Source organism: Leisingera sp. CC-HEC093 (genome assembly GCF_059429195.1).
This window is the reverse complement of sequence record NZ_JCAIJR010000001.1, coordinates 3,115,327-3,138,364: the sequence shown is the minus strand read 5'-3', so window position 1 is coordinate 3,138,364 and position 23,038 is coordinate 3,115,327. Positions and strand designations below refer to the sequence as shown.

The 23,038-nt window shown below is 63.7% G+C and carries 22 protein-coding genes; 15 read left to right on the top strand and 7 right to left on the bottom strand.

The features are described 5' to 3' along the window. Positions 1–94: 94 nt before the first annotated feature. Entirely contained in the window at positions 95–1,597 is a 1,503-nt protein-coding gene (locus AC5STB_RS15385; protein ID WP_495443679.1) for a class I adenylate-forming enzyme family protein, read from the bottom strand. Between the two features lie 95 nt (positions 1,598–1,692). On the opposite strand from AC5STB_RS15385, the gene AC5STB_RS15380 reads away from it, so the two are divergent. The 4 genes from AC5STB_RS15380 to aat all read left to right on the top strand — a co-directional run bounded on the left by AC5STB_RS15380 (position 1,693) and on the right by aat (position 4,954). Then, on the top strand, positions 1,693–2,229 hold the full coding sequence (locus tag AC5STB_RS15380; protein WP_495443678.1) for a PAS domain-containing protein: 537 nt from the start codon (positions 1,693–1,695) through the stop codon (positions 2,227–2,229). Positions 2,230–2,386: 157 nt separating this feature from the next. Beyond that, positions 2,387–2,887 carry an acetyl-CoA carboxylase biotin carboxyl carrier protein gene (accB, locus tag AC5STB_RS15375; RefSeq protein WP_495443677.1) on the top strand — a complete coding sequence of 167 codons (501 nt, stop codon included), beginning with the start codon at positions 2,387–2,389 and terminating at the stop codon, positions 2,885–2,887. A 9-nt stretch (positions 2,888–2,896) separates the two neighbouring features. Next, positions 2,897–4,246: an acetyl-CoA carboxylase biotin carboxylase subunit gene (gene accC / locus AC5STB_RS15370; protein WP_495443676.1), complete on the top strand. Its 1,350-nt coding sequence runs from the start codon at positions 2,897–2,899 to the stop codon at positions 4,244–4,246. Positions 4,247–4,321: 75 nt separating this feature from the next. Then, on the top strand, positions 4,322–4,954 hold the full coding sequence (gene aat / locus AC5STB_RS15365; protein WP_495443675.1) for a leucyl/phenylalanyl-tRNA--protein transferase: 633 nt from the start codon (positions 4,322–4,324) through the stop codon (positions 4,952–4,954). On the opposite strand, the gene AC5STB_RS15360 is transcribed toward aat, so the two are convergent. The 6 genes from AC5STB_RS15360 to AC5STB_RS15335 all read right to left on the bottom strand — a co-directional run bounded on the left by AC5STB_RS15360 (position 4,918) and on the right by AC5STB_RS15335 (position 8,824). Beyond that, a complete protein-coding gene (locus AC5STB_RS15360) occupies positions 4,918–5,280 on the bottom strand; it encodes a DUF2155 domain-containing protein (protein ID WP_495443674.1) in 363 nt (120 codons plus the stop codon). The two genes, aat and AC5STB_RS15360, sit on opposite strands and share 37 nt — an antisense overlap. Further along, the gene (mlaD, locus tag AC5STB_RS15355) at positions 5,277–5,729 is read right to left on the bottom strand and encodes an outer membrane lipid asymmetry maintenance protein MlaD (RefSeq protein ID WP_495443673.1); all 453 of its coding nucleotides are present in this window, start codon (positions 5,727–5,729) and stop codon (positions 5,277–5,279) included. The genes AC5STB_RS15360 and mlaD overlap by 4 nt, the downstream gene beginning before the upstream one ends. 25 nt (positions 5,730–5,754) lie before the next feature. Further along, entirely contained in the window at positions 5,755–6,141 is a 387-nt protein-coding gene (locus AC5STB_RS15350) for an NADH:ubiquinone oxidoreductase subunit NDUFA12 (RefSeq protein ID WP_027237966.1), read from the bottom strand. A 133-nt stretch (positions 6,142–6,274) separates the two neighbouring features. Next, entirely contained in the window at positions 6,275–6,640 is a 366-nt protein-coding gene (locus AC5STB_RS15345; protein ID WP_495443672.1) for a RidA family protein, read from the bottom strand. Between the two features lie 132 nt (positions 6,641–6,772). Then, positions 6,773–8,041, bottom strand: a complete 1,269-nt coding sequence (gene clpX / locus AC5STB_RS15340) for an ATP-dependent Clp protease ATP-binding subunit ClpX (RefSeq protein WP_495443671.1) — start codon at positions 8,039–8,041, stop codon at positions 6,773–6,775. Between the two features lie 150 nt (positions 8,042–8,191). Continuing rightward, positions 8,192–8,824 carry an ATP-dependent Clp protease proteolytic subunit gene (locus AC5STB_RS15335; RefSeq protein ID WP_495443670.1) on the bottom strand — a complete coding sequence of 211 codons (633 nt, stop codon included), beginning with the start codon at positions 8,822–8,824 and terminating at the stop codon, positions 8,192–8,194. A 253-nt stretch (positions 8,825–9,077) separates the two neighbouring features. Here AC5STB_RS15335 and AC5STB_RS15330 point away from each other — a divergent pair, with 253 nt between their 5' ends. The 11 genes from AC5STB_RS15330 to mdoH all read left to right on the top strand — a co-directional run bounded on the left by AC5STB_RS15330 (position 9,078) and on the right by mdoH (position 22,930). Further along, positions 9,078–10,085 (top strand): GlxA family transcriptional regulator, encoded by a 1,008-nt coding sequence (locus AC5STB_RS15330; RefSeq protein WP_495443669.1) that lies wholly within the window; start codon positions 9,078–9,080, stop codon positions 10,083–10,085. After that, positions 10,076–10,384: a hypothetical protein gene (locus tag AC5STB_RS15325; protein WP_495443668.1), complete on the top strand. Its 309-nt coding sequence runs from the start codon at positions 10,076–10,078 to the stop codon at positions 10,382–10,384. Before AC5STB_RS15330 ends, AC5STB_RS15325 begins: the two co-directional genes overlap by 10 nt. A 317-nt stretch (positions 10,385–10,701) precedes the next feature. After that, positions 10,702–11,040: an ArsR/SmtB family transcription factor gene (locus AC5STB_RS15320; protein ID WP_495443667.1), complete on the top strand. Its 339-nt coding sequence runs from the start codon at positions 10,702–10,704 to the stop codon at positions 11,038–11,040. Between the two features lie 83 nt (positions 11,041–11,123). Further along, a complete protein-coding gene (locus tag AC5STB_RS15315; RefSeq protein ID WP_495443666.1) occupies positions 11,124–13,148 on the top strand; it encodes a PhoX family protein in 2,025 nt (674 codons plus the stop codon). 84 nt (positions 13,149–13,232) lie between these two features. Beyond that, entirely contained in the window at positions 13,233–13,703 is a 471-nt protein-coding gene (locus tag AC5STB_RS15310) for a DUF302 domain-containing protein (RefSeq protein ID WP_495443665.1), read from the top strand. A gap of 139 nt (positions 13,704–13,842) precedes the next feature. Next, positions 13,843–15,456, top strand: coding sequence for a thiamine pyrophosphate-binding protein (locus AC5STB_RS15305; RefSeq protein ID WP_495443664.1), 1,614 nt, complete (start codon positions 13,843–13,845; stop codon positions 15,454–15,456). Then, positions 15,443–16,642, top strand: coding sequence for a CaiB/BaiF CoA transferase family protein (locus AC5STB_RS15300; protein WP_495443663.1), 1,200 nt, complete (start codon positions 15,443–15,445; stop codon positions 16,640–16,642). The genes AC5STB_RS15305 and AC5STB_RS15300 overlap by 14 nt, the downstream gene beginning before the upstream one ends. Before the next feature lie 261 nt (positions 16,643–16,903). Further along, positions 16,904–18,265, top strand: a complete 1,362-nt coding sequence (locus AC5STB_RS15295; RefSeq protein WP_495443662.1) for a tetratricopeptide repeat protein — start codon at positions 16,904–16,906, stop codon at positions 18,263–18,265. Positions 18,266–18,288: 23 nt separating this feature from the next. After that, entirely contained in the window at positions 18,289–19,551 is a 1,263-nt protein-coding gene (locus AC5STB_RS15290) for an OpgC family protein (protein WP_495443661.1), read from the top strand. Beyond that, positions 19,548–21,056 carry an OpgD/OpgG family glucan biosynthesis protein gene (locus tag AC5STB_RS15285; protein WP_495443660.1) on the top strand — a complete coding sequence of 503 codons (1,509 nt, stop codon included), beginning with the start codon at positions 19,548–19,550 and terminating at the stop codon, positions 21,054–21,056. Before AC5STB_RS15290 ends, AC5STB_RS15285 begins: the two co-directional genes overlap by 4 nt. Next, positions 21,053–22,930, top strand: a complete 1,878-nt coding sequence (gene mdoH, locus AC5STB_RS15280; protein ID WP_495443659.1) for a glucans biosynthesis glucosyltransferase MdoH — start codon at positions 21,053–21,055, stop codon at positions 22,928–22,930. The genes AC5STB_RS15285 and mdoH overlap by 4 nt, the downstream gene beginning before the upstream one ends. Positions 22,931–23,038: the final 108 nt, after the last annotated feature.

The following is a 23,038-nucleotide window of genomic DNA, read 5'->3' as shown; positions in this document are numbered from 1 at the left end:
GCCCGCGTCTGCCCCGCGGCCCAGAACCTGTTCTTCTGGCCGGAACCTGTTCTTCTGGCCGGAAATATCCCGGGGTTTGGGGCAGCGCCCCAAGTCACCCATTCAAGCGTTCACGCAGCTTGGTCTTCAGAACCTTGCCATAGTTGTTCTTGGGCAAAGCATCGATGCGGATATAAGCCTTGGGGCGTTTGAACCGGGCAATCCGGCTGTTGCACAGCGCGTCCAGCTCCGCTTCCGTCGCATCGCCGACGACAAAGGCCACCACTTCCTCGCCCCAGTCCGCATGCACACGCCCCACCACGGAAACCTCGCGCACCTGCGGGTGCAGCAGCAGCACCTCCTCCACCTCGCGCGGATAGACGTTGGAGCCGCCGGTGATGATCATATCTTTGGACCGGTCCTGCAGGGTCAGGTAGCCATCCTCGTCCATGACACCCATGTCTCCGGTCATCAGCCAGCCATTGACCAGCGTCTTGGCCGTGGCTTCGGAGTTCTCCCAGTACCCGGGCATCACCGCATCGCCGCGCACCATGATTTCTCCATGGCTCCCGGCAGGCAGGAACTCACCCTCCGGCGTGCCAATGCGCACTTCTGCCACGCTCTGCGCCCGGCCGACGCTGGCCAGACGCTCTTTCCAGCGGGGATGCGCGCGGTCCTGCACGTCCTGGCGCGGCAGCGCGGTGATCGCCATCGGGCATTCGCCCTGACCGTAGACCTGGACGAAGACCGGGCCGAAATGCGCTACCGCCTCCATGATGTCGGCGACATACATCGGCCCGCCGGCATAAACCACGGTGCGCAGCCCTTCACCGGTGCGGCCAAGCCGCTTGGCCTCAGAGGTCATTCTTGTGACCATGGTAGGGGCTGCAAACATGTGCACGCGCCCGAAATGCGCTGCCAGATCAAAGATCTCCGCCTCATCAAACCCGCCAGATGCGGGGCAGACATGCCGCGCGCCAGCCAGCACATGCTGAATGGCATAGATCCCGGCCCCATGGCTCATCGGCGCGGCATACAGCGCGTGGTCCCCGTCGCTCACCTGATCCACATCCGCGAAGTAGGCAATCGCCATGGTCATCAGCATCCTGTGGGTGATCATCACCCCCTTGGGCCGCCCGGTGGTGCCGGAGGTGTAGAACAGCCAGGCCAGATCCCCCGGCAGGCGCGCCGCAGGTTCCGCCACCGGATCAGCCTGCAAGGCATCCGCATACTCCGCGCCGGTTATGTCCACGCAACGCACCTCTGCCGCCGTCCCCTCCACCGCTTCCGTCAGGCCGGGCGAGGTGAAGACCAGCCCAGTGCCGGAGTTTTGCAGAATGAACTCCGCCTCCTTGCCGTGCAGCTTGGCATTGATGGGCACAGCCACCGCGCCGGCGTACCAGATGCCGTAAAGCGCGATCAGGTAGTCCGGGCAATTCTTCATGAAGATACCGACCCGGTCGCCAGGCGTGATGCCCTGCGTCTGCAGCCAGCCCGCCACAGAGGCTGCGCGCGCATGGAACTGCGCATAATCCGCAATCAGCGCCTGCCCCAAATACAGCGCCGGCCGCGCGCCCTGTGCCGCGGCAATCCGTGCCAGCCATACTGCTATGTTCATCCGCTGCCCCTCCCCGGCTTGCCGTTGCGGCCGGAAACTGGCACGCAAGGGCAAAGCCCTTCAATTCCGCAAAAATACCTGCGTAAGAATACCATATGAGCGATCTTGCCTTTGACCATGCCCCAGTGGGCCTCGCGGTTCTGGAACGCCGCGTCATCACCCGGTGCAACCTGCAATTCGCGGCGACATTCGGGGGCGCGCCCGGCGATTTTACCGGCATGCCGATTGCTGAGCTTTATCCCAGCCAAGAGGATTTCCACCGCATTGGCGCCCTGCTGCAGCAGCCCGAAGCGCAAAGCGGCAGCTACAGCGACGAGCGCATCATGCGGCGGCGCGCCGGCGCCTTGTTCTGGTGCCGGGTACGGGGTCGGTCGGTAACGCCAGAGGCACCGTTTCAGACCGGTATCTGGTCCTTTGCCGATATCTCCGAAGACCGCCCTGTCGTCTCGCTTACTCCGCGCGAGCGCGAGGTGGCGATCCTAACCTGCAAGGGGCTGTCGGCCAAGGAAATCGGCAAGCAGCTGGACCTGTCCTACCGCACGGTGGAAAGCCACCGGGCGCATCTGTTGCAGAAATTCGGGGCCCGCAAATTGCCGGAACTGGTGGCAAAACTGACTGGAATGCCGCTGTGATAAGGAATTTCACGCCGGCAATTGCGAATCCGCGTCATAGACCTCATGTTACCGCCCAGTTCAGGAGTGCTTTCCTTGCGGTAATCCTTGCCCTATAAGCGCCCTAATTTCCTGCCTGCCCTATTCGGCGGGCCTGTCGGAATTGGCTGAGGACAAAATGACAAACAAATCTCACGAAGCTGACGTGGCATTCATCAAGGCGCTGGCGGAGCTGCTGCGCGAAAACGATCTGACCGAGCTGCAGGTCAAACGCGACTATGGCGATGATGACAGCCTGAACGTGCGCGTGTCGCGCCAGACTGTGATGGCGGCCGCCCCGATGCAGGTACAGGTTCCTACCGCTGCTGCCCCCGCGCCGGTTGCCGCCGCAGCCGCGCCCGCCGCTGCCGCCCCCGCAGCCGCAAACGACGATCCGGCCAGCCACCCCGGCGCCGTGACCTCGCCGATGGTCGGCACCGTCTACCTGCAGCCGGAGCCCGGCGCGCCCTCCTTCATCTCTGTTGGCGCACAGGTCAGCGAAGGCGACACCCTGCTGATCGTCGAAGCCATGAAGACCATGAACCACATCCCGGCACCGAAATCCGGCACCGTGAAGCGCATCCTGGTCGAAGACGGCGCCGCCGTCGAATTCGGAACCCCCCTGGCCATCATCGAGTAAGGATCTGCCATGTTTGACAAGATCCTGATTGCCAACCGCGGCGAAATCGCCCTGCGCGTGATCCGTGCCTGCCGCGAAATGGGCATCAAGTCCGTCGCGGTGCACTCCACCGCTGATGCCGACGCGATGCACGTCCGCATGGCCGATGAATCGGTCTGCATCGGACCCCCGTCCGGCGCACAAAGCTACCTGTCGATCCCGGCCATTATCTCTGCCTGCGAGATCAGCGGCGCCCAGGCAATCCACCCGGGCTACGGCTTCCTGTCGGAAAACGCCAACTTCGTGCAGATCATCGAAGACCACGGCCTGACCTTCATCGGCCCCTCTGCGGCACATATCCGCATCATGGGGGATAAGATCACCGCCAAGGAAACCGCCAAGAACCTCGGCATTCCGGTTGTTCCCGGCTCCGAAGGCGGCGTTCCTGACATTGCGGCAGCCAAGAAGGCCGCCAAGGACATGGGCTACCCGGTGATCATCAAGGCCACCGCCGGCGGCGGCGGCCGCGGCATGAAAGTGGCCAAGGACGAGAAAGAGCTGGTTTCGGCCTTCTCCACCGCCCGTTCCGAGGCCAAAGCCGCGTTCGGCAATGACGAAGTGTATATGGAGAAATACCTCCAGAAACCGCGTCACATCGAAGTTCAGGTCTTTGGCGACGGCAAAGGCACCGGCATCCACCTGGCAGAACGCGACTGCTCGCTGCAGCGCCGCCACCAGAAAGTGTTCGAGGAAGCCCCCGGCCCTTGCATCACCCCGGAAGAGCGCGCCCGCATCGGCAAGATTTGCGCCGACGCCATTGGCAAGATGGGCTATTCCGGCGCCGGCACCGTCGAGTTTCTCTATGAGGACGGCGAGTTCTATTTCATCGAGATGAACACCCGCCTGCAGGTGGAGCACCCCGTGACCGAGGCCATCTTTGGCGTCGACCTGGTGCGCGAGCAGATCCGGGTGGCCGAAGGCCTGCCGATGTCGTTCACCCAGGACGATCTGGAAATCAACGGCCACGCTATCGAGGTGCGGATCAACGCCGAGAAACTGCCGAACTTCTCGCCCTGCCCGGGCAAGATCACCCAGTACCACGCCCCCGGCGGCCTGGGGGTGCGGATGGATTCGGCACTCTATGACGGCTATTCGATCCCGCCTTATTACGACTCGCTGATCGGCAAGCTGATCGTGCACGGCCGCGACCGGACCGAGGCGCTGGCGCGCCTGAACCGGGCCTTGGGCGAACTGATCATCGACGGCATCGACACCACCGTGCCGCTGTTCCACGCGCTGTTGCAGGAGCAGGACATTCACACCGGCGATTACGGCATTCACTGGCTGGAACGCTGGCTGGAAGAAAACACACCGGGCTAAAATCCTGCGGGGCGCACCATCCGGTTGCGCCCCGTTTTACTTTTCCTTGCCTTTCCTCTTTATACTGGCGGCATCATGAGCCTGACTGCCGATCTCTTGCTGCACGCCTATTCCGCCGGTGTTTTTCCGATGGCCGAACACCGCGACGATCCCGAAGTGTTCTGGGTCGACCCCAAGCGGCGCGGGATTCTTCCGCTGGACGGTTTCCGCATCTCCCGCTCCCTTGCCAAGCGCATCCGCAACGGCGGTTATAAGATCACCGTGAACCGCGACTTTGCAGGCGTGGTGGACGGCTGTGCCGACCGGGCAGAAACCTGGATCAACAGCGAAATCCGCGACCGGTACCTCGATCTGCATATGATGGGAAACGCCCACTCGCTGGAGGTCTGGCAGCAGGGCGCATTGGCGGGTGGCACCTACGGCGTCTCGCTGGGCGGGGCGTTCTTTGGCGAAAGCATGTTCTCCCGGCGCCGCGATGCCTCCAAGGTGGCGCTGGCCTATCTGACCGACCGGCTGGTGCAGGCGGGCTTCACCTTATGCGACACCCAGTTCCTGACCCCGCATCTGGCGTCTCTCGGCGGGGTCGAGGTCACACGCGCGCGTTACCGCTCGCTGCTGCGTGAGGCCCTCGACAAGGACGCGGATTTTTCAGCGCCTGCGGTGCCGCAGCCTCAACTGCTTTTGCAGCGGATGACCCAGACGTCGTAACGATTGTGGTCCAGCGCATTCAGCGCCGGGCTGGAGGCAATCATCCAGCCGCTGAAATGCTCGGCGCCGTTTTTGGGGTCCTGCACCGACAAATAGGCAAATGCGTCGCCAGTCGGGTTCTCCGCCGGGTAGCGGCAATCCCGGACGGTAACCAGCAGGCCGAACATCTCGGCGCTGGCGCCAATGGCCACCTCGGCATCCAGGGAATGCCCGTTGACCTTGTCCAGCGCCCGCAGCACAGCAGCGCTGCCTTGCGCAGCCTGCTCCTGCGCCGCGGCGGGGACCGCCAGCAACGCGGCCATCAGTGCTGCCGCCAGGCGCTTCACGACTCTTCCCCGCCGCCGGCCACGAATTTCACCAGCAGCGAAATCAGGCTAACCGCGCCCTGGGTGTCCTCGATCTCATCCCCTGCTTCAAAGGCAAAGGGGGACCCGCCTGGCATGATCTCGACGAAGTTACCGCCCAGCAGGCCCTCGGAGGAAATCACCACGGCGCTGTCGTCAGGGACTTCAATCCCGTCCTTCACCGAAAACACAGTGTCGGCACGGAAGGTTTCCGGGTTCAGATCGACGCCGGTCACAGTGCCGATCTTGACTCCGGCCAGCCGCACATCGGTGCCGATGCTGACGCCCTCCAAAGACCGGAAAGAGGCAGTGAGATCATAGGTTGCGCCGCCGCGCGACAGGCCGGCCGCCTGCCCTGCGTAGACCGCAAAACCGATTGCCGCGGCCAGCACGACGCCGCCGGCAAAAACTTCAGTGGGATTGTGGGACATGAAATCAGCCTTTTGGCAGATGTGTTTATTCGGGCACCCAGGCCTCGTAGTCGCGGCGCTCTTTCGGCTCGCCGCCTGCACGGATCGACCCGGCCGGCGCATAGGCCATCATGGTGCCGGTCAGGTTTTCCTGATGCGGCTTTTCCCAGGCTTTGTGCTTCAGCGGCTTCTCGCTCGGCACCTCGTCAAAGGTGCGGTGCAGCCAGCCGTGCCAATCAGGGCTGACGCGGGAGGCTTCCACTTCTCCGTTGAACATCACCCAGCGCTTGCTGTCGTCCGCATTGCGGTAGAACACGTTGCCCTGGTCATCTTCCCCCACCTTGATACCCTTGCGGGCGGTGAAGATCCGGGTGTTCAAGGTGGAGCCGTTCCACCAAGTCACAGCGCGCAGAAGAGTGTTCAGGATTCCCATGGGTGCCTCCGGAGTTTTCCGACTTCGATATGGCCCAATTTCCCGCCAAGGTCCAGTGGCTTGCGCCCCGGGCTGGATGAGCAGAGCGGGAATTGGCAGTTTTGCCTCAGCGGCTTGGGCGCCGCCTGCCCTGTCAGCCGTCAGCTGGTGCCAGCGCGGTAACTTCAATCTCGATCCGGAACTTGGGATCAATCAGATTGCACTCAATCATCGTAGCCGCCGGCGGGTTTGCGCCAAAGGTTTCCGCCAGTACGGGCCAGCAAGGCTCGAACTCCGCCGCATCCGGCAAGTAATAATTGACCCGCACCGCATCGGCAAAGCTGGCGCCCGCCTTCTCCAGCGCCGCCGCGATGGTGTCCAGTGCCGACTTGCACTGGGCAACAACGTCATCGCCCTGGCCGACGGTGCCCGCCACATGCACGAAACCGCCCGCAACCACGGCGCGGCAATACCCCACCTTGGCCTCGAACTCACCTCCGGAAGAAATCCGCTTGATCATAGAATTCAACCTTCTTCTGGCTAAAATATCCCGGGGGAGCAGCGGCTTGCCGCTGCGGGGGCAGCGCCCCCAGCCCCCTAAAACCGGAAACGGCGCGGAAGAACCGCGCCGTTGGTGTGAATATTAATCCGCTCAGCCTGCCGACGCCGGCTCCTTTTCGGCATCCGCGTGGATCATCAGCGGCTGCGCGTCAGAGGTCACTGCCTCCTCATTCACAACCACCTTGGTGACGCTCTCCATGCCGGGCAGATCGAACATGGTATCCAAGAGGATATCCTCCATGATCGAGCGCAGGCCGCGGGCGCCGGTCTTGCGCTCGATCGCCTTCTTGGCAATCGCGCTCAGCGCTTCCTCGGTAAAGTCCAGCTCGGTGTCTTCCAGCTCGAACAGGCGCTGGTACTGCTTGACCAGGGCATTCTTGGGCAGGGTCAGAATGGTGACCAGCGCATCCTCGTCCAGATCCTCCAGCGTTGCCAGAACCGGCAGACGGCCGACAAATTCCGGGATAAGACCGAATTTCAGCAGGTCTTCCGGCTCCAGATCTTTGAAGATCTCGCCGACACCGCGCTCATCATTGTCACGGACATCGGCGCCAAAGCCCATCGCTGAGCCCTTGCCGCGCTGCGCGATGATCTTGTCGAGGCCGGCAAAGGCACCGCCGCAGATGAACAGGATGTTGGTGGTGTCCACCTGCAGGAATTCCTGCTGCGGATGCTTGCGCCCGCCCTGCGGCGGCACCGAGGCCACGGTGCCTTCCATCAGCTTCAGCAGCGCCTGCTGCACACCCTCGCCCGACACGTCGCGGGTGATCGAGGGGTTTTCCGACTTGCGGGTGATCTTGTCGACCTCGTCAATATAGACGATGCCGCGCTGCGCGCGCTCGACGTTGTATTCCGACGCCTGCAGCAGCTTCAGGATGATGTTTTCAACATCCTCACCGACATAACCGGCCTCAGTGAGGGTGGTCGCATCCGCCATGGTGAAGGGCACATCCAGGATCCGCGCCAGCGTCTGCGCCAGCAGCGTCTTGCCGCAGCCGGTGGGGCCGATCAGCAGGATGTTGGATTTCGCCAGTTCAATGTCCGAACCCGCCTTCTGGGCGTGGTTCAGACGCTTGTAGTGATTGTGCACCGCAACCGACAGCACCCGCTTGGCGGTGGCCTGGCCGATCACGTAATCATCCAGGACCTGGCAAATATCCTTGGGCGTCGGAACGCCATCGGTGGCCTTCAGGCCAGAGGCCTTGGTCTCTTCACGGATGATATCCATGCACAGTTCAACGCATTCATCGCAAATGAATACGGTGGGGCCTGCGATCAGCTTACGCACTTCATGCTGGCTCTTGCCGCAGAAGCTGCAATAGAGGGTGTTCTTGCTGTCGCCGCCTGAATTCGTCGCCATGGTCTACCTTTCAGTCCGCCCGGTCCGCTGCACCCGCACCGCGGGGCGTTTCAACTTTTGGCCAGCTTAAGACAGTGCTTAGGCGGCCACAATGTGAAAGTGCGCCCCATCTTAACCGCTGGGGCACACGGCTGCTCACAAGCTCAGGCGTCAGGCCTGCTCAACATCACCCTTGGCGCGGTTTTCAACGATCTCGTCGATCAGGCCGAATTCCTTGGCCTCTTCCGGCGACATGAAATTGTCACGCTCCAGCGCGTCGACAATGGTGTCGTAGTCCTGGCCGGTGTGCCTGACGTAAATCTCGTTCAGGCGCTTCTTCAGCTTCAGGGTTTCCTCGGCATGGATCATGATGTCGGTGGCCTGGCCCTGGAAGCCGCCGGAGGGCTGGTGCACCATCACGCGGGAGTTCGGCAAGCTGAAGCGCATGCCCGGCTCACCGGCAGTCAGCAGCAGCGACCCCATTGAGGCCGCCTGGCCGATCACCAGGGTCGAAACCTTGGGCTTGATGTACTGCATGGTGTCGTAGATCGACAGACCGGAGGTCACAACGCCGCCGGGGCTGTTGATGTACATAGAGATTTCCTTGGACGGGTTTTCCGCCTCAAGGTGCAAAAGCTGTGCCACGATCAAAGAGCTCATCCCGTCGTGCACCGGGCCGTTCAGGAAGATGATCCGCTCCTTCAGCAGGCGGGAAAAAATGTCATAGGCCCGCTCGCCCCGGCTGGTCTGCTCAACCACCATCGGGACCAGGGTGTTCATGTATGTTTCTCTGGGATCAATCATTGCGACCTGCCTGCGTTGTTTATGTCCGGCACCATACCCGACAGTGTGTTACCCGAGTCTTAGTATCGCCCCTTTTGACCTGCAAGGGGCGGCGGGCATTTTCACGATGACGCAAACCTGCATGTGGTGTCGCAATCCGCTGGAACGCTGTCGCTATTCTCCGGCTGCATCGGGCGGCAGCGCCTTAGGAAGCAAAATAAAGTCCGATATCCGCCCGGTGCACTGACCCGGGCGCTGCGCCTGGGGTTCCGCCATGTCCGATGACAGTTTCGTTCAGAAAGGCGCTGCCGCCAATCTCGCCATTCCGTTCGAGGGCGAGCCGCAGGATTTCTATTTCCTGCTCCTGCCCAAGGCGACAATGCTGCCGGTGGCCGCCGCCATCGAACCCCTGCGCATTGCCAACCAGGTGACCGGCACCCGGCTCTACCGCTGGTACATCATGACAGAGGACGGCCAGCCGGTGCGCTGCTCCAACGGCATGGTGGTGACGCCGGACACCAAGCTGCAGCCGCTGCCGTCGGATTCGCTGGGGTTTGTCTGCGCCGGGGTGGAACCGCATGCGGCTGCCAGCGAAGTCACCCTGAACTGGCTGCGCCGCGAAAGCCGCTTTGGCCGGTCCATCGGCGGCATCTGCACCGGGGCCTTTGCGCTGGCCCAGGCCGGGCTGATCAAGAATCACAAGTTCACCCTGCACTGGGAGAACCAGCCGGGCTTCCTGGAAAGCTATCCAAGCCTGGAGCCCTCCCCCAATATCTTCGAAATCTCCGGCCCGCTGATGACCTGCGGCGGCGGCAATGCCGCAACCGACATGATGCTGCACCTGATCGAGGAGCGCCACGGCAAGCAGCTGGCGATCATCGTGGCGGACATGTGCCTGCATGTGCGCTCCGGCGGCCAGGCGGCACCGCAGAAATCGAATTACGCGGTGGCCATCGGCAGCCGCAACCAGCGCCTGCTGAACGCGCTGCAGCTGATGCAGGAATCGATTGAGGAACCGCTGTCGATCGGCGAGCTGTGCGACCGGCTTGACATCTCCCGCCGCCAGCTGGAGCGGCTGTTCTCGCGCTATCTGAACCAGAGTCCGATGCACGTCTATTTCGACATGCGCCTCAGCCATGCCTTTGCGCTGATGAACGAGACCTCGATGAGCGTCACCGAAATCGCGCTGGCCTCAGGCTTCAACTCCGCCACCCATTTCTCGCGCCAGTTCAAGCGCAAGTTCGGCGCGTCCCCGCATTTCTTCCGCAAGGGATGGAGCTGACCCGGCCGGACATCGCCGATCCGGCAGTGGGTCAGTATGCCAAGGGCCGGACGCCGGAAATCCCGCTGCATGTCTCCACCCAGGCCAATAGCTGCCGCTGGACCTACGGCGTGCGGATGCGGCTCAAGAACGGCACCCTGCAGGAGCTGGACAGCAACAAAAACGCGTCAAGACCAACCGCGTCGGCACTGCGGGCTGCTGCGGCAAGGGATGCAGCGGCTGCCTCCTCTTCTGGCAGGACCCGCGATACGAATTGGCACGCGCGGCACTGCAGAAATGCAAGCGGGGCGAAATGCTGAACCGGGCGGAAACGGCGGAGCTGAAGCGGGCGGCAGGTGAGTCTGCCTGAGCGGCGCGCACTCCCAGCCCCAACTTGTTTCGCCGCGTACAACTCACGGCCTGACCGCGCCCCATCACAATAAAATCTGCGTGTCCGCCGGTGATCCCCAGGGTTCTCAGCCGCGGCCCCGCACAAGTTTCCTTTGGCCCCGGCTTGCAGATTTGCTAAGCGCTCATACAAGATATGATGACTATACGCACATCCCGGGCAGCAGCGGACAGCTGGCACCGGTGACAAACAGAGGCGCGGCGCCCCGGCAGCGCCTGGGAGACTACAATGGCCCTACCGCAGAGTCCCGCCGATATGGACCCGGACGAAATTGAAAAGATGGTTGAAAACGCAACCAAGGCCGCCAACTTCCTTAAGGCGATCAGCCACCAGGGCCGGTTGATGATCCTGTGCCATCTGGTGTCCGGAGAAAAATCGGTGACCGAACTGGAAGCACTGCTGTCGGCCCGCCAGGCCGCCGTGTCCCAGCAGCTGTCGCGGCTGCGTCAAGAGGGGCTGGTCCTGCCGCGACGTGAGGGAAAAGCCATCTACTACCGCCTGGCAGATGACAAGCCGCGCCGCATACTGGAAGTTGTCTACGAGCTGTTTTGCAACGACGGCGCCTGACGCCGGCAGCACAGGTTCGACCGGTCCCGCAGCGGGTCACCGGACGGACCTCACCTTAAACGTAGACAATCCGGAGGCCGGCAATGGACCGCAAGCAGATCACCGGCGCGCCGCAACCCGGAAACAAAGCGGAAGCCTTTGAGGCCGCAGACGACATTCCAGCCAATCCGAACCTTTCGCGCACCATTGGCAGTGTCCTCGCTGCCCGCTATGGCCGCCGGGGAATTCTGCAAGGAGTGCTTGGCGTCTCTGCCGCCGCTGCCCTGTTCGGCGCCCCAGCCCTTACCGCTGCACGCCAGGCCGGCGCGGCCCCGCGCAGCCGCTACGCCTTTGACGAACTGGCGGCCGGTGTTGACGGGACCCACCACGTGGCCGCCGGGTATGACGCGGACATCCTGCTGCGCTGGGGCGACCCCATCACTGCTGATGCGCCCGCGTTCGACGTGAGAAACCAAAGCGCCAAAGCCCAGCTGCAGCAATTCGGATACAACAACGACTACACCGGCTTCCTGCCGCTCAACACGGATGGCACCCGTGGCCTGCTGTGCGTCAACCATGAATACACCAACGAAGAGATGATGTTCCCCGGCCTTGGACGTCAGGACAAAGTGAAGTTTGCCGCCATGACACGGGAGCTGGTGGAGATCGAGATGGCCGCCCACGGCGGCTCTGTCGTGGAAATCGCCCGCAACACGGACGGCAAGTGGACGGTGGTGCGGAACGGCAGGTACAACCGCCGCATCTCGCCGCTCAACACGGTGATGGCCATTGATGGCCCCGCTGCCGGCCATCCGCGGATGCAGACCGGTGCAGACCCCGCGGGACGCACAGTCATCGGCACGCTGAACAATTGCGCCGGCGGCATGACCCCCTGGGGCACCTGGCTGATGGCAGAGGAGAACTTTCACGGCTACTTTTGGACCGATCAACTGGACGCCGGAGGCAAGCCGGATCTCTCAGGCCAGCCCGAGGCCGCGCAGATGGCCCGCTACAACCTGCCGGCCATGTGGTACGCCTGGGGCAAATTCCACGACCGCTTCAACATCACCAAGGAACCCAATGAAGTGAACCGCTTCGGCTGGGTTGTTGAGGTGGATCCGCAGGACCCGCACTCAACACCGGTAAAGCACACGGCACTTGGACGCTTTGCGCATGAGGGTGCGGAAACCACCCTATCCGCTGACGGCCGCCTGGTGATCTACATGGGCGACGATGCGCGGTTTGAATACGTCTACAAATATGTCTCCGATGGCACCGCGTCAGACGACCGCACCGCCAATTCCCGGCTGCTAAGCGACGGCACGCTCTACGCCGCCCGCTTTGACCCGGATGGCACGCTGCACTGGCTGCCGCTGGTGCATGGCCACGGGCCGCTGACCTCTGAAAACGGCTTTGCCAGTCAGGCGGATGTGCTGATTGACGCACGCCTGGCTGCGGATGCGCTGGGGGCAACGCCGATGGACCGCCCCGAAGACGTCTCCCCCCGCGGTGACGGCACCGCCTTTGTCATGCTCACCAACAACTCCAGACGCAAGCCCGGCCAGACCGACGCCGCCAACCCGCGCCCGGAGTCGGATTTCGGCCACATCATCGAGATCAAGGAGGACAGCGGCGACCACGCTGCAACCCGCGGCAGCTGGTCGATACTGGTGCAATGCGGCGATCCCGGCATTGCACCGGTGGGCGCCCAGTGGAACCCGGAAACGTCGGAACACGGCTGGTTCGCCTCTCCTGACAACAGCGCCATTGACGCCGCTGGACGGCTTTGGGTTGCGACCGACCAGGGCCGCAAATGGGCCAAGACCGGCAAGTCCGACGGGCTTTACGGAGTAGAAACCGAAGGAGAGTTGCGCGGCCACTCCAAGCTGTTCTTTCGCTGCCCGGTTGGGGCAGAGCTCTGCGGCCCATACTTCAGCCCGGACAATGAAACCATGTTCCTGGCAGTGCAGCACCCCGGCACCGACGGCACCAAAAGCCTGAAAGGCTTCGAACGCGAATCCAACTTCGAGGACCCGGCCACCCGCTGGCCGGATTTCGATCCGGCCATGCCGCCGCGCCCCTCGGTGATGGTGGTGACCAGAAAGGGAGGCGGCAAGATCGCAACCTGACCCGGCTTACCCGCCGCACGCAATTGTGAGCCTCAAAACCGCTGCTATGCCCTATGTGTGGGCAACGCCGCCTTGGAGAGTCCCATGTTTTTCAAATGCCTGACCGCCGCATTGATCCTGACTGCCGCATCAGCCTCTGCAGGCAGCATAGCCCCGCGCGACGGCTGGGCCGTGCATGAAACGTCCAAACCCTTTGACCAGCTGGTCGCGGACGTCAAAGCCGCCGCCAGGGCCCAGGGTCTGGGCGTTGTCACCCAGGCCGGCCCGACCCAAGCCGCCGCCGCCCGCGGCATCACCATCCCCGGCAACCGCGTGATCGGCCTGTTCAACAACGACTTCGCGGTCAAGATCCTCGCCGTCTCCACCGCTGCGATGATCGAGGCCCCCGTGCGCATGTATGTGACCGAGGAAGAGGACGGCAGCGCCACCCTTTCCTATAAGCTGCCGACGCATGTCTTTGCCCCTTACGCGGATGAGGGCGGCGCAGGGTTGGCGGCCCTGGCCGGCCAGCTTGACCGGCGTTTTGCCCTGATCGCTGAGCAGGCGCAGAAATAGCCCTCTGCGTCTTTCTGCGCTCACATACCCCTATTTGCGCCAAAAACCGCCGCAGCATTTCTCACACTGGCGTGAGAGGACTTGCGCAGAGGCGCAGCCTCGGCAATCTGACGGCAATTCAACGGATTGGACGGACAAGATGACAGAAACCCTGCGTGCCGCCGATGTTCTGGCCCGGCGGCTTCACGAGGCGGGCTGCCGCCACGCCTTCGGGATGCCGGGCGGCGAGGTGCTGACGCTGGTCGATGCGCTGACCAAGGCTGGCATCACCTTTCACCTGGCCAAACACGAAAACTGCGCCGGTTTCATGGGCGAAGGCGTCCACCACGCCGACGGCGCGCCGGTCATTCTGGTCGCCACGCTCGGCCCCGGCGCATTGAACGGCATCAACGTAGTGGCCAACGCCCATCAGGACCGGGTGCCGATGCTGGTGCTGACCGGCTGCGTCGATGCGGCAGAGGAGCAGAGCTATACCCATCAGGTGCTCGACCACCGCGCAGTATTCACGCCGATCACCAAGGCTACGTTCCGGCTGGATGCGGACTCGGCAGACCTGGTCGCAGACAAGGCGGTTGCCATCGCAACCGAGCCCCGCAACGGTCCGGTGCATATCGACGTGCCGATCTCGGTGGCCGATGCGCCGGCAAGGGACCGCGGCATCCGCCGCGCGCCTGCAAGTGCCAGCGTGCCAAGCGGCGAGGCACTGGCGCAGGCGCGTTCCTGGCTGGCAGCGGCGGAGCGCCCGGTGGCGGTGATCGGCCTCGACGCGCTGCAGGAAAATGCAGGTCCGGCAATCCGCGCCTTTCTTGAAAAACATCAGATCCCTTTCATCACCAGCTACAAGGCCAAGGGCATCCTGCCCGAAGCCCATCCGCTTGCCTTAGGCGGTGCCGGCCTGTCTCCTTTGGCAGACAAGCACCTGCTGCCCCTGGTGCGCGAGGCCGACCTGGTCCTCTCCATCGGCTACGACCCGATCGAGATGCGCCCCGGCTGGCGCAATGTCTGGGATGTAGAGAGCCAGAACGTCATCGACATCGCGCCAGAGGCCAACACCCATTACATGCATCAGGCCGGCCTGAATTTTCTGACCGCGATTGCCCCCACGCTGGAAACCCTCTCAGAAGACACCATCCCGCGGGAGACCTGGAGCAATGGCCGCCTGGCGCAGGTGAAGTCAGCGCTGGCGGAGGCCTTCCCGCAGGATGAAGACTGGGGCCCGGCCGGCGTCATCGCCGAATGCCGCGCCGCGCTGCCCCCTGAAACCCTCGCCACCGCCGACAGCGGCGCCCACCGCATTCTGCTCAGCCAGATGTGGGCGTGCGCTGAGCCGCGCGGGCTGATCCAGTCCTCCGCGCTTTGCACCATGGGCTGCGCCCTGCCGATGGCCATCGGACGCAAACTGGCGCAGCCGGAGCGTCCCGTGGTCAGCTTTTCCGGCGATGCAGGATTTCTGATGGTCGCGGGCGAACTTGCCACTGCCGCGGAAATGGGCGTGGCGCCCATCTTCGTGGTCTTCGCCGACGCCAGCCTCGCCCTGATCGAACTGAAACAGCGCCAGCGCCAGCTTGCCAACGGCGGCGTGGATTTCGCCGAACACGACTTTGCCGCGATGGGCCGGGCGTTCGGCGGCAACGGCGTGACCGTCACCAACCGCAGCGAACTGCGCGCCGCCTTGCGGGACGCGCTGACAGCAGACACATTCACCGTAATCTCAGCAGTAATCGAACGCGGAGGCTACGATGGCCGCATCTGACATGCTCCCCCATGGCGCGCTCCAGGGCGTCAAGGTTCTCGATCTCTCCCGCATCCTGGCAGGCCCGACCTGCACCCAGCTGCTGGGCGACCTCGGCGCCACGGTGATCAAGGTGGAAAACCCCAAGACCGGCGGCGACGACACCCGCCAGTGGGGGCCGCCCTATGTGACGGACGCGGACGGGCAGCAATCCGACCTCTCCGCCTATTTCATGGCCGCCAACCGCAACAAACGCTCGGTTGCCATTGATATTGCAACAGAAGAAGGCCAGCAGGCCATCCGCCGCCTGGCGGCAGAGGCCGACATCCTGATTGAGAACTTCAAACCCGGCGGGCTGGCAAAATACGGGCTGGATTATGCCAGCCTCAAGGACGCGCTGCCCGGCCTGATCTACTGCTCGATCTCCGGCTACGGCCAGACCGGCCCCAACAGCCACAAGCCCGGCTATGACATCATGGCGCAGGGCTTCGGCGGCATCATGTCGCTGACCGGCGAACCTGAGGGCCAGCCGATGAAGGCCGGCGTCGGCATCGCCGATGTGATGTGCGGCATGTACGCTTGCATCGGCATCCTCTCGGCGCTGCACCACCGTGAAAAGACCGGTGAAGGCCAGCAGATCGACCTGGCGCTGGTGGATGCCCAAATCGCCTGGCTGATCAACGAAGGCGTTGCCTATCTGAACACCGGCCAGATCCCCAGGCGCCGGGGCAATGAACACCCCAGCATCATGCCCTATGGCGTTTATAAAACTGCGGACGGCCATGTGATCCTGGCGGTGGGCAACGACAGCCAGTTCCGCCGCTTCATGGAGTTCCTGAAGCTTGAAGGCCTGGCCGAGGATGCCCGCTTTGCCACCAATCCCGCCCGGCTGCAGAACCGCGATGCGCTGAACGCGATCCTGATCCCGGCGGTGCAGCGCTTCACCACAGACGCAGTGCTGGCAGCCATGGAAACCCGCAAGGTCCCGGCCGGCCCGGTGCAAAACCTGGAAACCCTGTTTGCCACCGGTCAGGTCGATGCGCGGCGGATGGCGATCGGGATGGAAACCGCTGCCGGCCCGGTCAGGCTTCTGGGCAATCCGCTGAATTTCTCCCGCACGCCGGTCACCTACCGGCACGCCCCGCCCAGATGCGGCGAGGGTACAGAGGAGATTCTGGCCTCCCGCACCCCCTTCGGGCAGTCCTGAGCGCATAAATCCGCGGCGGCATTTCGCCAAGTGTTACAGTTTCCGGCAAAACACCGCCAAACCGGCGGTGTTTTCGCCTCTTTATCCCCCTGCCTCTTGCGGAATTTTCTACGGAAATCCTACACATCCGGCAGATTTTACAGCCGGATGCACACAGGCCATCACCAAACCGCGAGCGGGGTTCGCCCGGACCAATCCGATGAACTAATGTTCAGCAGGACATCGAAACAGCGCTCAATTCGGAACATAGATTGGATTCATATGACGCAGGATATCTTCGGCCAGGACAGCAGCCTGACGGATGCAGCAGCGCTGCAGGATTGGAATGCCGCGCAGGTGGGGATTCTGTCCCACGCCGCGTCCACCGCAGATCTCTTGGGCGGGGTTCTGAAAGCCGCACCTGAATTTGCACTGGCTCATGCAATCAAGGGGCTGTCGCTTCTGATGCTGGGACGCTCTGAACTGCTGCCCGCCGCCCGTCAGGCGCTGCACGATGCCAAGACCTGTTACCAGGGTGCCCTCCCGCGCGAGCGCAAATATGTCGACGCGCTGGAGACCTGGCTGGCCGGCAGCCCCAGCCAGGCGATTGAGCGGATGGAGGAAGTGCTGATAGCCTTTCCGCAGGACTCCCTGGCCATGAAGCTCAGCCACGGCATCCGCTTTATCATGGGCGACCCCGCGGGCATGCGTGCCTCAATCGAACGGGTGCTGCCGTCCTATGCGCCGGATCATGCCGGCCGCGGCTATCTGCTGGGCTGCCATTCCTTTGCGCTGGAGGAAACCGGCGAATTCGAACGCGCTGCCAACACCGGGCGCCAGGCCCTGTGGATGGCGCCGGATGACGCCTGGGGCCTGCACGCGGTGGCCCATGTCCATGACATGACCGGCAACGCCCAAGCAGGCCTGGAGTGGCTGGAGGGGCGCGAAAGCGCCTGGGCCCACTGCAACAACTTCCGCTATCACGTCTGGTGGCACAAGGCGCTGATGTATCTGGACCTCGGCCGCATGGATGAGGCCCTCGCGCTTTATGACACTGAGGTCCGCAAGGACAAGACCGACGATTACCGCGACATCTCCAACGCCACCTCGCTGCTGATGCGGCTGGAGCTGGAGGGCTTCAACGTAGGCAACCGCTGGGAGGAGCTGGCGAATCTCTGTGCCGCCCGCGCCGAGGACGGCAGCCTGATTTTCGCCGATCTGCACTATCTTCTGGCTCTGACCGGCCACCGCAAGGAAGACGCGCACCGGCTGGTTCAGCGAATTCACGCCGATGCCGGCACCGGCGGATCCGAAGCCAAGGCGCGGATGGCGGTTCCCGGCTGCGCCGCCGCCGACGGGCTGGAGGCCTTCGGGGACGGTAATTACAAGGCCGCATTCGAGAATTTATCCACAGCCCGCAGCAGCCTGGTACTGGCCGGCGGCAGCCACGCGCAACGCGATGTTTTCGAACGGATAACCATCGACGCCGGCCTGCGTGCAGGACGGCTTGACGAAGCCGAAGCAATCTTGGATGACCGCCGCGTCAAGCGCGGCGGCACCGAGGACAATTACGCCCTCGCCCGGCGTTCCCTGATCGCCGAAGGGCGGAACCCTTCCGGCGCCGAAAGTGTTCCCGCCGAATAAGACCTTCAAGGACCAAACAACCAATGTCCAGCGTTGCGCCCTTCCCCGGGCCTCAGAAAGACCCCGGTGCTGCCAATCGTGCAGCACCTCCGCCGCTCGCAGCCCAGCCGCGCGTCCGCGACCCGCGGCTCGACTTCTATCGCGGTATCGCGATGTTCATCATCCTCGTGGCGCATGTCCCCGGCAACCGCTGGGCCAGCTGGATTCCGGCCCGGTTCGGCTTCTCGGACGCAACTGAAATCTTCGTCTTCTGCTCCGGCATGGCTTCGGCCATTGCCTTCGGCAGCTCCTATGCCCGCCAGGGCTGGATGCTCGGCACCGCCCGCGTCGTTTTCCGCTGCTGGCAGGTCTACTGGGCTCACATCGGCCTGTTCTTCTTTCTCGCCGCATCGATGGCCGCGCTCGACCTCTATGGCAGCTTCAGCAAAAGCTACATCGGCTCTTTGAACCTGCACTGGTTCTTTACCAACACCGTGCAGCAGCTTACCGGCCTGTTCACGCTCACCTATGTGCCGAACTACTTTGACATTCTGCCGATGTATCTGGTGGTGCTGCTGATGATGCCGCTGATGATGGGGCTGGAAAAGGTTGGCCTGTGGACCGTGGCCGCCGCCTCGGTTGCAATTTGGCTCATCGCCAACCCCTATATGATCGGTCTTGGCCCTAACGGCGTCTCCTTTTCGGCAGAGCCCTGGTCGGACCGCGAATGGTTCTTCAACCCGCTCGGCTGGCAGCTGCTGTTCTTCACCGGCTTTGCCTTCATGAAGGGCTGGCTGCCGGCGCCGCCGGTGTCCAAGGCACTGGTTATTCTGGCGGCAGCATTTGTGATCCTGTCCGCCCCCTTCGGCTCCTGGAAAGTGTTTCTTTGGGTGGAAGCCGCGAACAAGGATCTGGCCAGTCTGATCCGCCCCACCTGGGAGATCACCGCGGAATGGCGCGAGAAGACCGACTTCGGCCTGCTGCGCTATACCCATTTCCTGTCGCTGGCCTATCTCGGCTGGGTGGCTGCCGGCACCGGCGGCAAGCGCTTGATCGCCACAGGCCACTCGCTGGGCGCACGCGTGTGGGCGGTTCTGCTGCAACTCGTTACCAAAGTCGGCCAGCAATCGCTTGCGGTGTTTGTTTTTTCCATGGCGCTGGCCCGTTTCATCGGCTTTGCGCTTGACCAGACCGACCGCGCGGTTATGACCACGGCATTCGCCAACTTGGTTGGCTTTTTTCTAATCATTGTCTGCGCTTACATCGCAGCCTGGTTTAAGTCACAGCCTTGGAGAGCCAAAAAATGAGCTCTTTTACCCGACGTTCTTTTATTGCCGCAGCGCTAAGCAGCACCGCACTGGCTGCCCTGCCCGGCCAGGCAAGCGAAGCCATTCCTTTCACCCGCGATGCCGTGGTCGCCAAGGCACGCGCCCTGGCCGCCTCAGACTTTGCCGAGCGCCCGGCGGTGCCGCAGGATTGGCTGGACCAGTCCTATGACGACTACAAGGCCCGCTGGTTCCGCTCCAAGGACGCGCTGTGGGCCCGGACAGAACGCAGCTACAACGTCGATTTCTTTCTGCCGGGCCTCTATTTCCCCCGCGCCGTCCAGATCAACACGGTGTCAAACGGGCTGTCCAGCCGGGTGCCCTTTGACCTGTCACTGTTCGACAAGTCCGACAAGGCGCCGGATCTGACCACCGAGGGCGACCTCGGTTTCTCCGGCCTGCGGCTGCGCACCGAGCAATCCGAACCCGGCAAGAAGACCGAGTTCTGTGTGTTCCAGGGCGCCAGCTACTTCCGCGCCATCGGCACCGGCAACACATATGGCCAGTCCGCTCGCGGCCTGGCGCTCAAGACCGCCGACCCCGAGGGGGAGGAATTCCCCGAGTTCATCGAATTCTGGCTGGAGGCCCCCGCCCCCGGACAGCGCCACATGGTGGTGCATGCGCTGATGGATTCGCCCTCTGTCACCGGTGCCTACCGCTTCACCATCACCCCCGGCAGCAGCGCCGTGATGGATGTGGAGGCGACGCTCTTTGCCCGCGAGGAACTGACCCACACGGGCCTGGCACCGCTCACGTCGATGTTCTTGTTCGACGCCAAGAACCGCCACGACTTCGACGACTTCCGCCCTGCGGTGCATGATACCGACGGCCTCCTGGTGGTGAATGGCAATGGCGAGACCCTTTGGCGACCGCTGTCCAATCCGAAGCGCCTGCAGATTTCTTCTTTCGTCGACGTTAACCCGCGCGGCTTCGGGCTGATGCAGCGCGCCCGCAAGCTGTCGGATTTCAACGATCTCGAAGCCTTCTATCACAAGCGCCCGTGCCTCTGGGTCGAACCCAAGGAGGACTGGGGCAAGGGCGCCGTCACCCTGGTGGAAATCCCGGCGGACAAGGAAATCTACGACAACATCGTAGCCTACTGGCGTCCGCGCGAACCCTATGCCGCCGGAAGCGAGATCAACCTCGCCTACCGGCTTACCTGGGGTGAAGAGCCGCCGCTGCCGCTGCCGCGGGTGCTGTCCACAGCCGAGGGCGCCCGCATCTTTGGCGGGACCGGCCGGATCATCACCATCGACTTTGATTCGCATCCGCTGCTCGATGGCGACCCGGACACCCTTGACGTCCACATCCACTCTCCCCATGGGGCGCCCAGCGAAGGCGTGCTGCAGCGCAACCCGGAAACCGGCGGCCTGCGTCTCGCCTTCACCTTCGACCCCGGTGACCGGGATCACATCGAATTTCGCGCCCAGCTCAGGAAGGACGGCAGCCCCGCCTCCGAGGTCTGGCTTTACAGGTGGACCGCATGACTACGTGTGATCTGATGCCTCCGGAACAGCCCTTGGCAATGCCGGAACAGGACTTCAGCAAGGATTTTCGCGACGCAGCCGCCCCCGGCGGCGCGGCGCCCCGACAGGTGGCACTGTGGCGCCTGCTGGCGTTTTCGCCTGCAATGGCGGCGACCGGCGTCCTGACTTGGGTCATGGGCGGCTGGTTCACCGACGGCGGTTTTTCGGTGCTGGAAGTGATCCTGCTGGCGCTGATCGCCTTCAACTTCTTCTGGATCGCCTTCACCGTCTCTACCGTGCTGCTCGGCCTTTACGGCCTGTCACGCCGCGAGCGCACCACGGCCCGCGGCGCTGCCCGCCCGATGAAGGTCGCGCTCCTGATGCCGGTCTACAATGAGGTGCCCTGGTATGTGCTGGGCAACGCCCAGACCATGCTGCAGGAGCTGCACGGCCGCGGCGGCCTGCATGAATACGCGATGTTCATCCTGTCGGACACCCGTGACGATGCGATTGCCGCGCAGGAGCGCGCCAGCGTCGAGGCGCTGCGCACCATGCTGCCCGAGGGCACTGAGCTCTACTACCGCCGCCGCGCCGACAATGAGGGCCGCAAGGTCGGCAATATCTCCGATTGGGTGCGCCGCTGGGGCGCGGGGTACGAGGCGATGCTGGTGCTGGACGCCGACAGCCTGATGACCGGCCGCGCCATTGCCCGCCTGGCTGACGCGCTGGCCCGCGATCCCGGCGCCGGCCTGATCCAGAGCTACCCGCAGCTGATCGGCGCGCAGTCGGTCTTTGGCCGGATGCAGCAGTTTGCCAATGGCGTCTACGGCCTCGCCCTGGCCGAGGGCCTCGCCCGCTGGGCCGGCCACGAGGGCAACTATTGGGGCCACAACGCCATCATCCGCACCCGCGCCTTTGCCGCCTGCGCCGGCCTGCCGCTGTTGCGCTCGCCCTTCGGCGGCAGCGAAAAACTGATCATGAGCCACGATTTCGTCGAGGCCGGCCTGTTGCGCCGGGCCGGCTGGTCTGTGCGCTTCCTGCCCCGCATCCGCGGCTCGTATGAGGAAACCCCCGCCACCCTGATCGACCACATCCTGCGCGACCGCCGCTGGTGCCAGGGCAATCTGCAGCACCTCAATCTGCTGCACGCCAAGGGTTTCCGCTCGATCTCCCGCTTTCACCTGTTTGCCGGCGCAATCGGCTATCTGATGGCACCGGTCTGGTTTGCGCTGCTGGTGCTCTGGGCTGTGATCGGCCGCAGCGAAGAGGCGTCAGTCATCAGCTACTTCAGCGAGGCCAACCCCTTCCGCCCCAGCTGGCCTGACATGTCCGAACCCAAGCACGTTCTGGTGATCATCCTGATCTACGCCATGCTGCTGGCGCCCAAGATGCTGGCCGCAATGGCGCTGCCGCTGACGGGCAGCCGCTTTTCGGAATACGGCGGACCGGTTCATTTCGCGCTGTCCTTCGTGTCCGAGGTGGTGCTGGCCATCCTCTATGCGCCGATCCTGATGGTGCAGCAGATGATTGCCGTGTTCCGCACCGCCCTTGGCCTGCAGCGCGGCTGGGAGCCGCAGGCGCGCGACGGCGGCAGCTACTCCTTGCGCACGCTGATCACCTGCCACGCGCTGGAAACCGTCAGCGGCGTGGCGCTCTGGGCCGGCATCCTGACCGGTACCGTGTCACTGTGGCTTGTGCCCATCGCCCTGTCGCTGGTACTGGCGGTGCCGCTGTCGGCGCTCTCTGGTGTCAAGACGGTGAACCGCATCCGCAACTGGATGGCCACGCGGGAGGAGTTCACCGAACCGCAAATCACCCGCGCCGCCCGTGCCGCCCGCGCTGACCTTAAGGCGCTGCTGGACGGCAGCCCCGCCCGCGGCACCCCGGCAGAGTAAATTCAGTAAACAGGGGCTCCCGCGCCCGCAGGATGCCCCGGCTGCCGCCGGGGCATCCTTGGCAGCCTTGGGCCCGGCGCCGCGCTGCCGCACGGCGCGGCCTGCGGC

Excerpts from the sequence above, each read along its gene's own strand:
- AC5STB_RS15335 (WP_495443670.1), bottom strand. The coding sequence starts at position 8,824 with ATGATTGATCCCAGAGAAACATACATGAACACCCTGGTCCCGATGGTG.
- AC5STB_RS15295 (WP_495443662.1), top strand. The coding sequence starts at position 16,904 with ATGACGCAGGATATCTTCGGCCAGGACAGCAGCCTGACGGATGCAGCA.
- AC5STB_RS15325 (WP_495443668.1), top strand. The coding sequence starts at position 10,076 with ATGGAGCTGACCCGGCCGGACATCGCCGATCCGGCAGTGGGTCAGTAT.
- AC5STB_RS15285 (WP_495443660.1), top strand. The coding sequence starts at position 19,548 with ATGAGCTCTTTTACCCGACGTTCTTTTATTGCCGCAGCGCTAAGCAGC.
- accB (WP_495443677.1), top strand. The coding sequence starts at position 2,387 with ATGACAAACAAATCTCACGAAGCTGACGTGGCATTCATCAAGGCGCTG.
- AC5STB_RS15380 (WP_495443678.1), top strand. The coding sequence starts at position 1,693 with ATGAGCGATCTTGCCTTTGACCATGCCCCAGTGGGCCTCGCGGTTCTG.
- accC (WP_495443676.1), top strand. The coding sequence starts at position 2,897 with ATGTTTGACAAGATCCTGATTGCCAACCGCGGCGAAATCGCCCTGCGC.
- aat (WP_495443675.1), top strand. The coding sequence starts at position 4,322 with ATGAGCCTGACTGCCGATCTCTTGCTGCACGCCTATTCCGCCGGTGTT.
- AC5STB_RS15315 (WP_495443666.1), top strand. The coding sequence starts at position 11,124 with ATGGACCGCAAGCAGATCACCGGCGCGCCGCAACCCGGAAACAAAGCG.
- AC5STB_RS15350 (WP_027237966.1), bottom strand. The coding sequence starts at position 6,141 with ATGGGAATCCTGAACACTCTTCTGCGCGCTGTGACTTGGTGGAACGGC.
- mlaD (WP_495443673.1), bottom strand. The coding sequence starts at position 5,729 with ATGTCCCACAATCCCACTGAAGTTTTTGCCGGCGGCGTCGTGCTGGCC.
- mdoH (WP_495443659.1), top strand. The coding sequence starts at position 21,053 with ATGACTACGTGTGATCTGATGCCTCCGGAACAGCCCTTGGCAATGCCG.
- AC5STB_RS15345 (WP_495443672.1), bottom strand. The coding sequence starts at position 6,640 with ATGATCAAGCGGATTTCTTCCGGAGGTGAGTTCGAGGCCAAGGTGGGG.
- clpX (WP_495443671.1), bottom strand. The coding sequence starts at position 8,041 with ATGGCGACGAATTCAGGCGGCGACAGCAAGAACACCCTCTATTGCAGC.
- AC5STB_RS15310 (WP_495443665.1), top strand. The coding sequence starts at position 13,233 with ATGTTTTTCAAATGCCTGACCGCCGCATTGATCCTGACTGCCGCATCA.
- AC5STB_RS15305 (WP_495443664.1), top strand. The coding sequence starts at position 13,843 with ATGACAGAAACCCTGCGTGCCGCCGATGTTCTGGCCCGGCGGCTTCAC.
- AC5STB_RS15290 (WP_495443661.1), top strand. The coding sequence starts at position 18,289 with ATGTCCAGCGTTGCGCCCTTCCCCGGGCCTCAGAAAGACCCCGGTGCT.
- AC5STB_RS15385 (WP_495443679.1), bottom strand. The coding sequence starts at position 1,597 with ATGAACATAGCAGTATGGCTGGCACGGATTGCCGCGGCACAGGGCGCG.
- AC5STB_RS15320 (WP_495443667.1), top strand. The coding sequence starts at position 10,702 with ATGGCCCTACCGCAGAGTCCCGCCGATATGGACCCGGACGAAATTGAA.
- AC5STB_RS15330 (WP_495443669.1), top strand. The coding sequence starts at position 9,078 with ATGTCCGATGACAGTTTCGTTCAGAAAGGCGCTGCCGCCAATCTCGCC.
- AC5STB_RS15300 (WP_495443663.1), top strand. The coding sequence starts at position 15,443 with ATGGCCGCATCTGACATGCTCCCCCATGGCGCGCTCCAGGGCGTCAAG.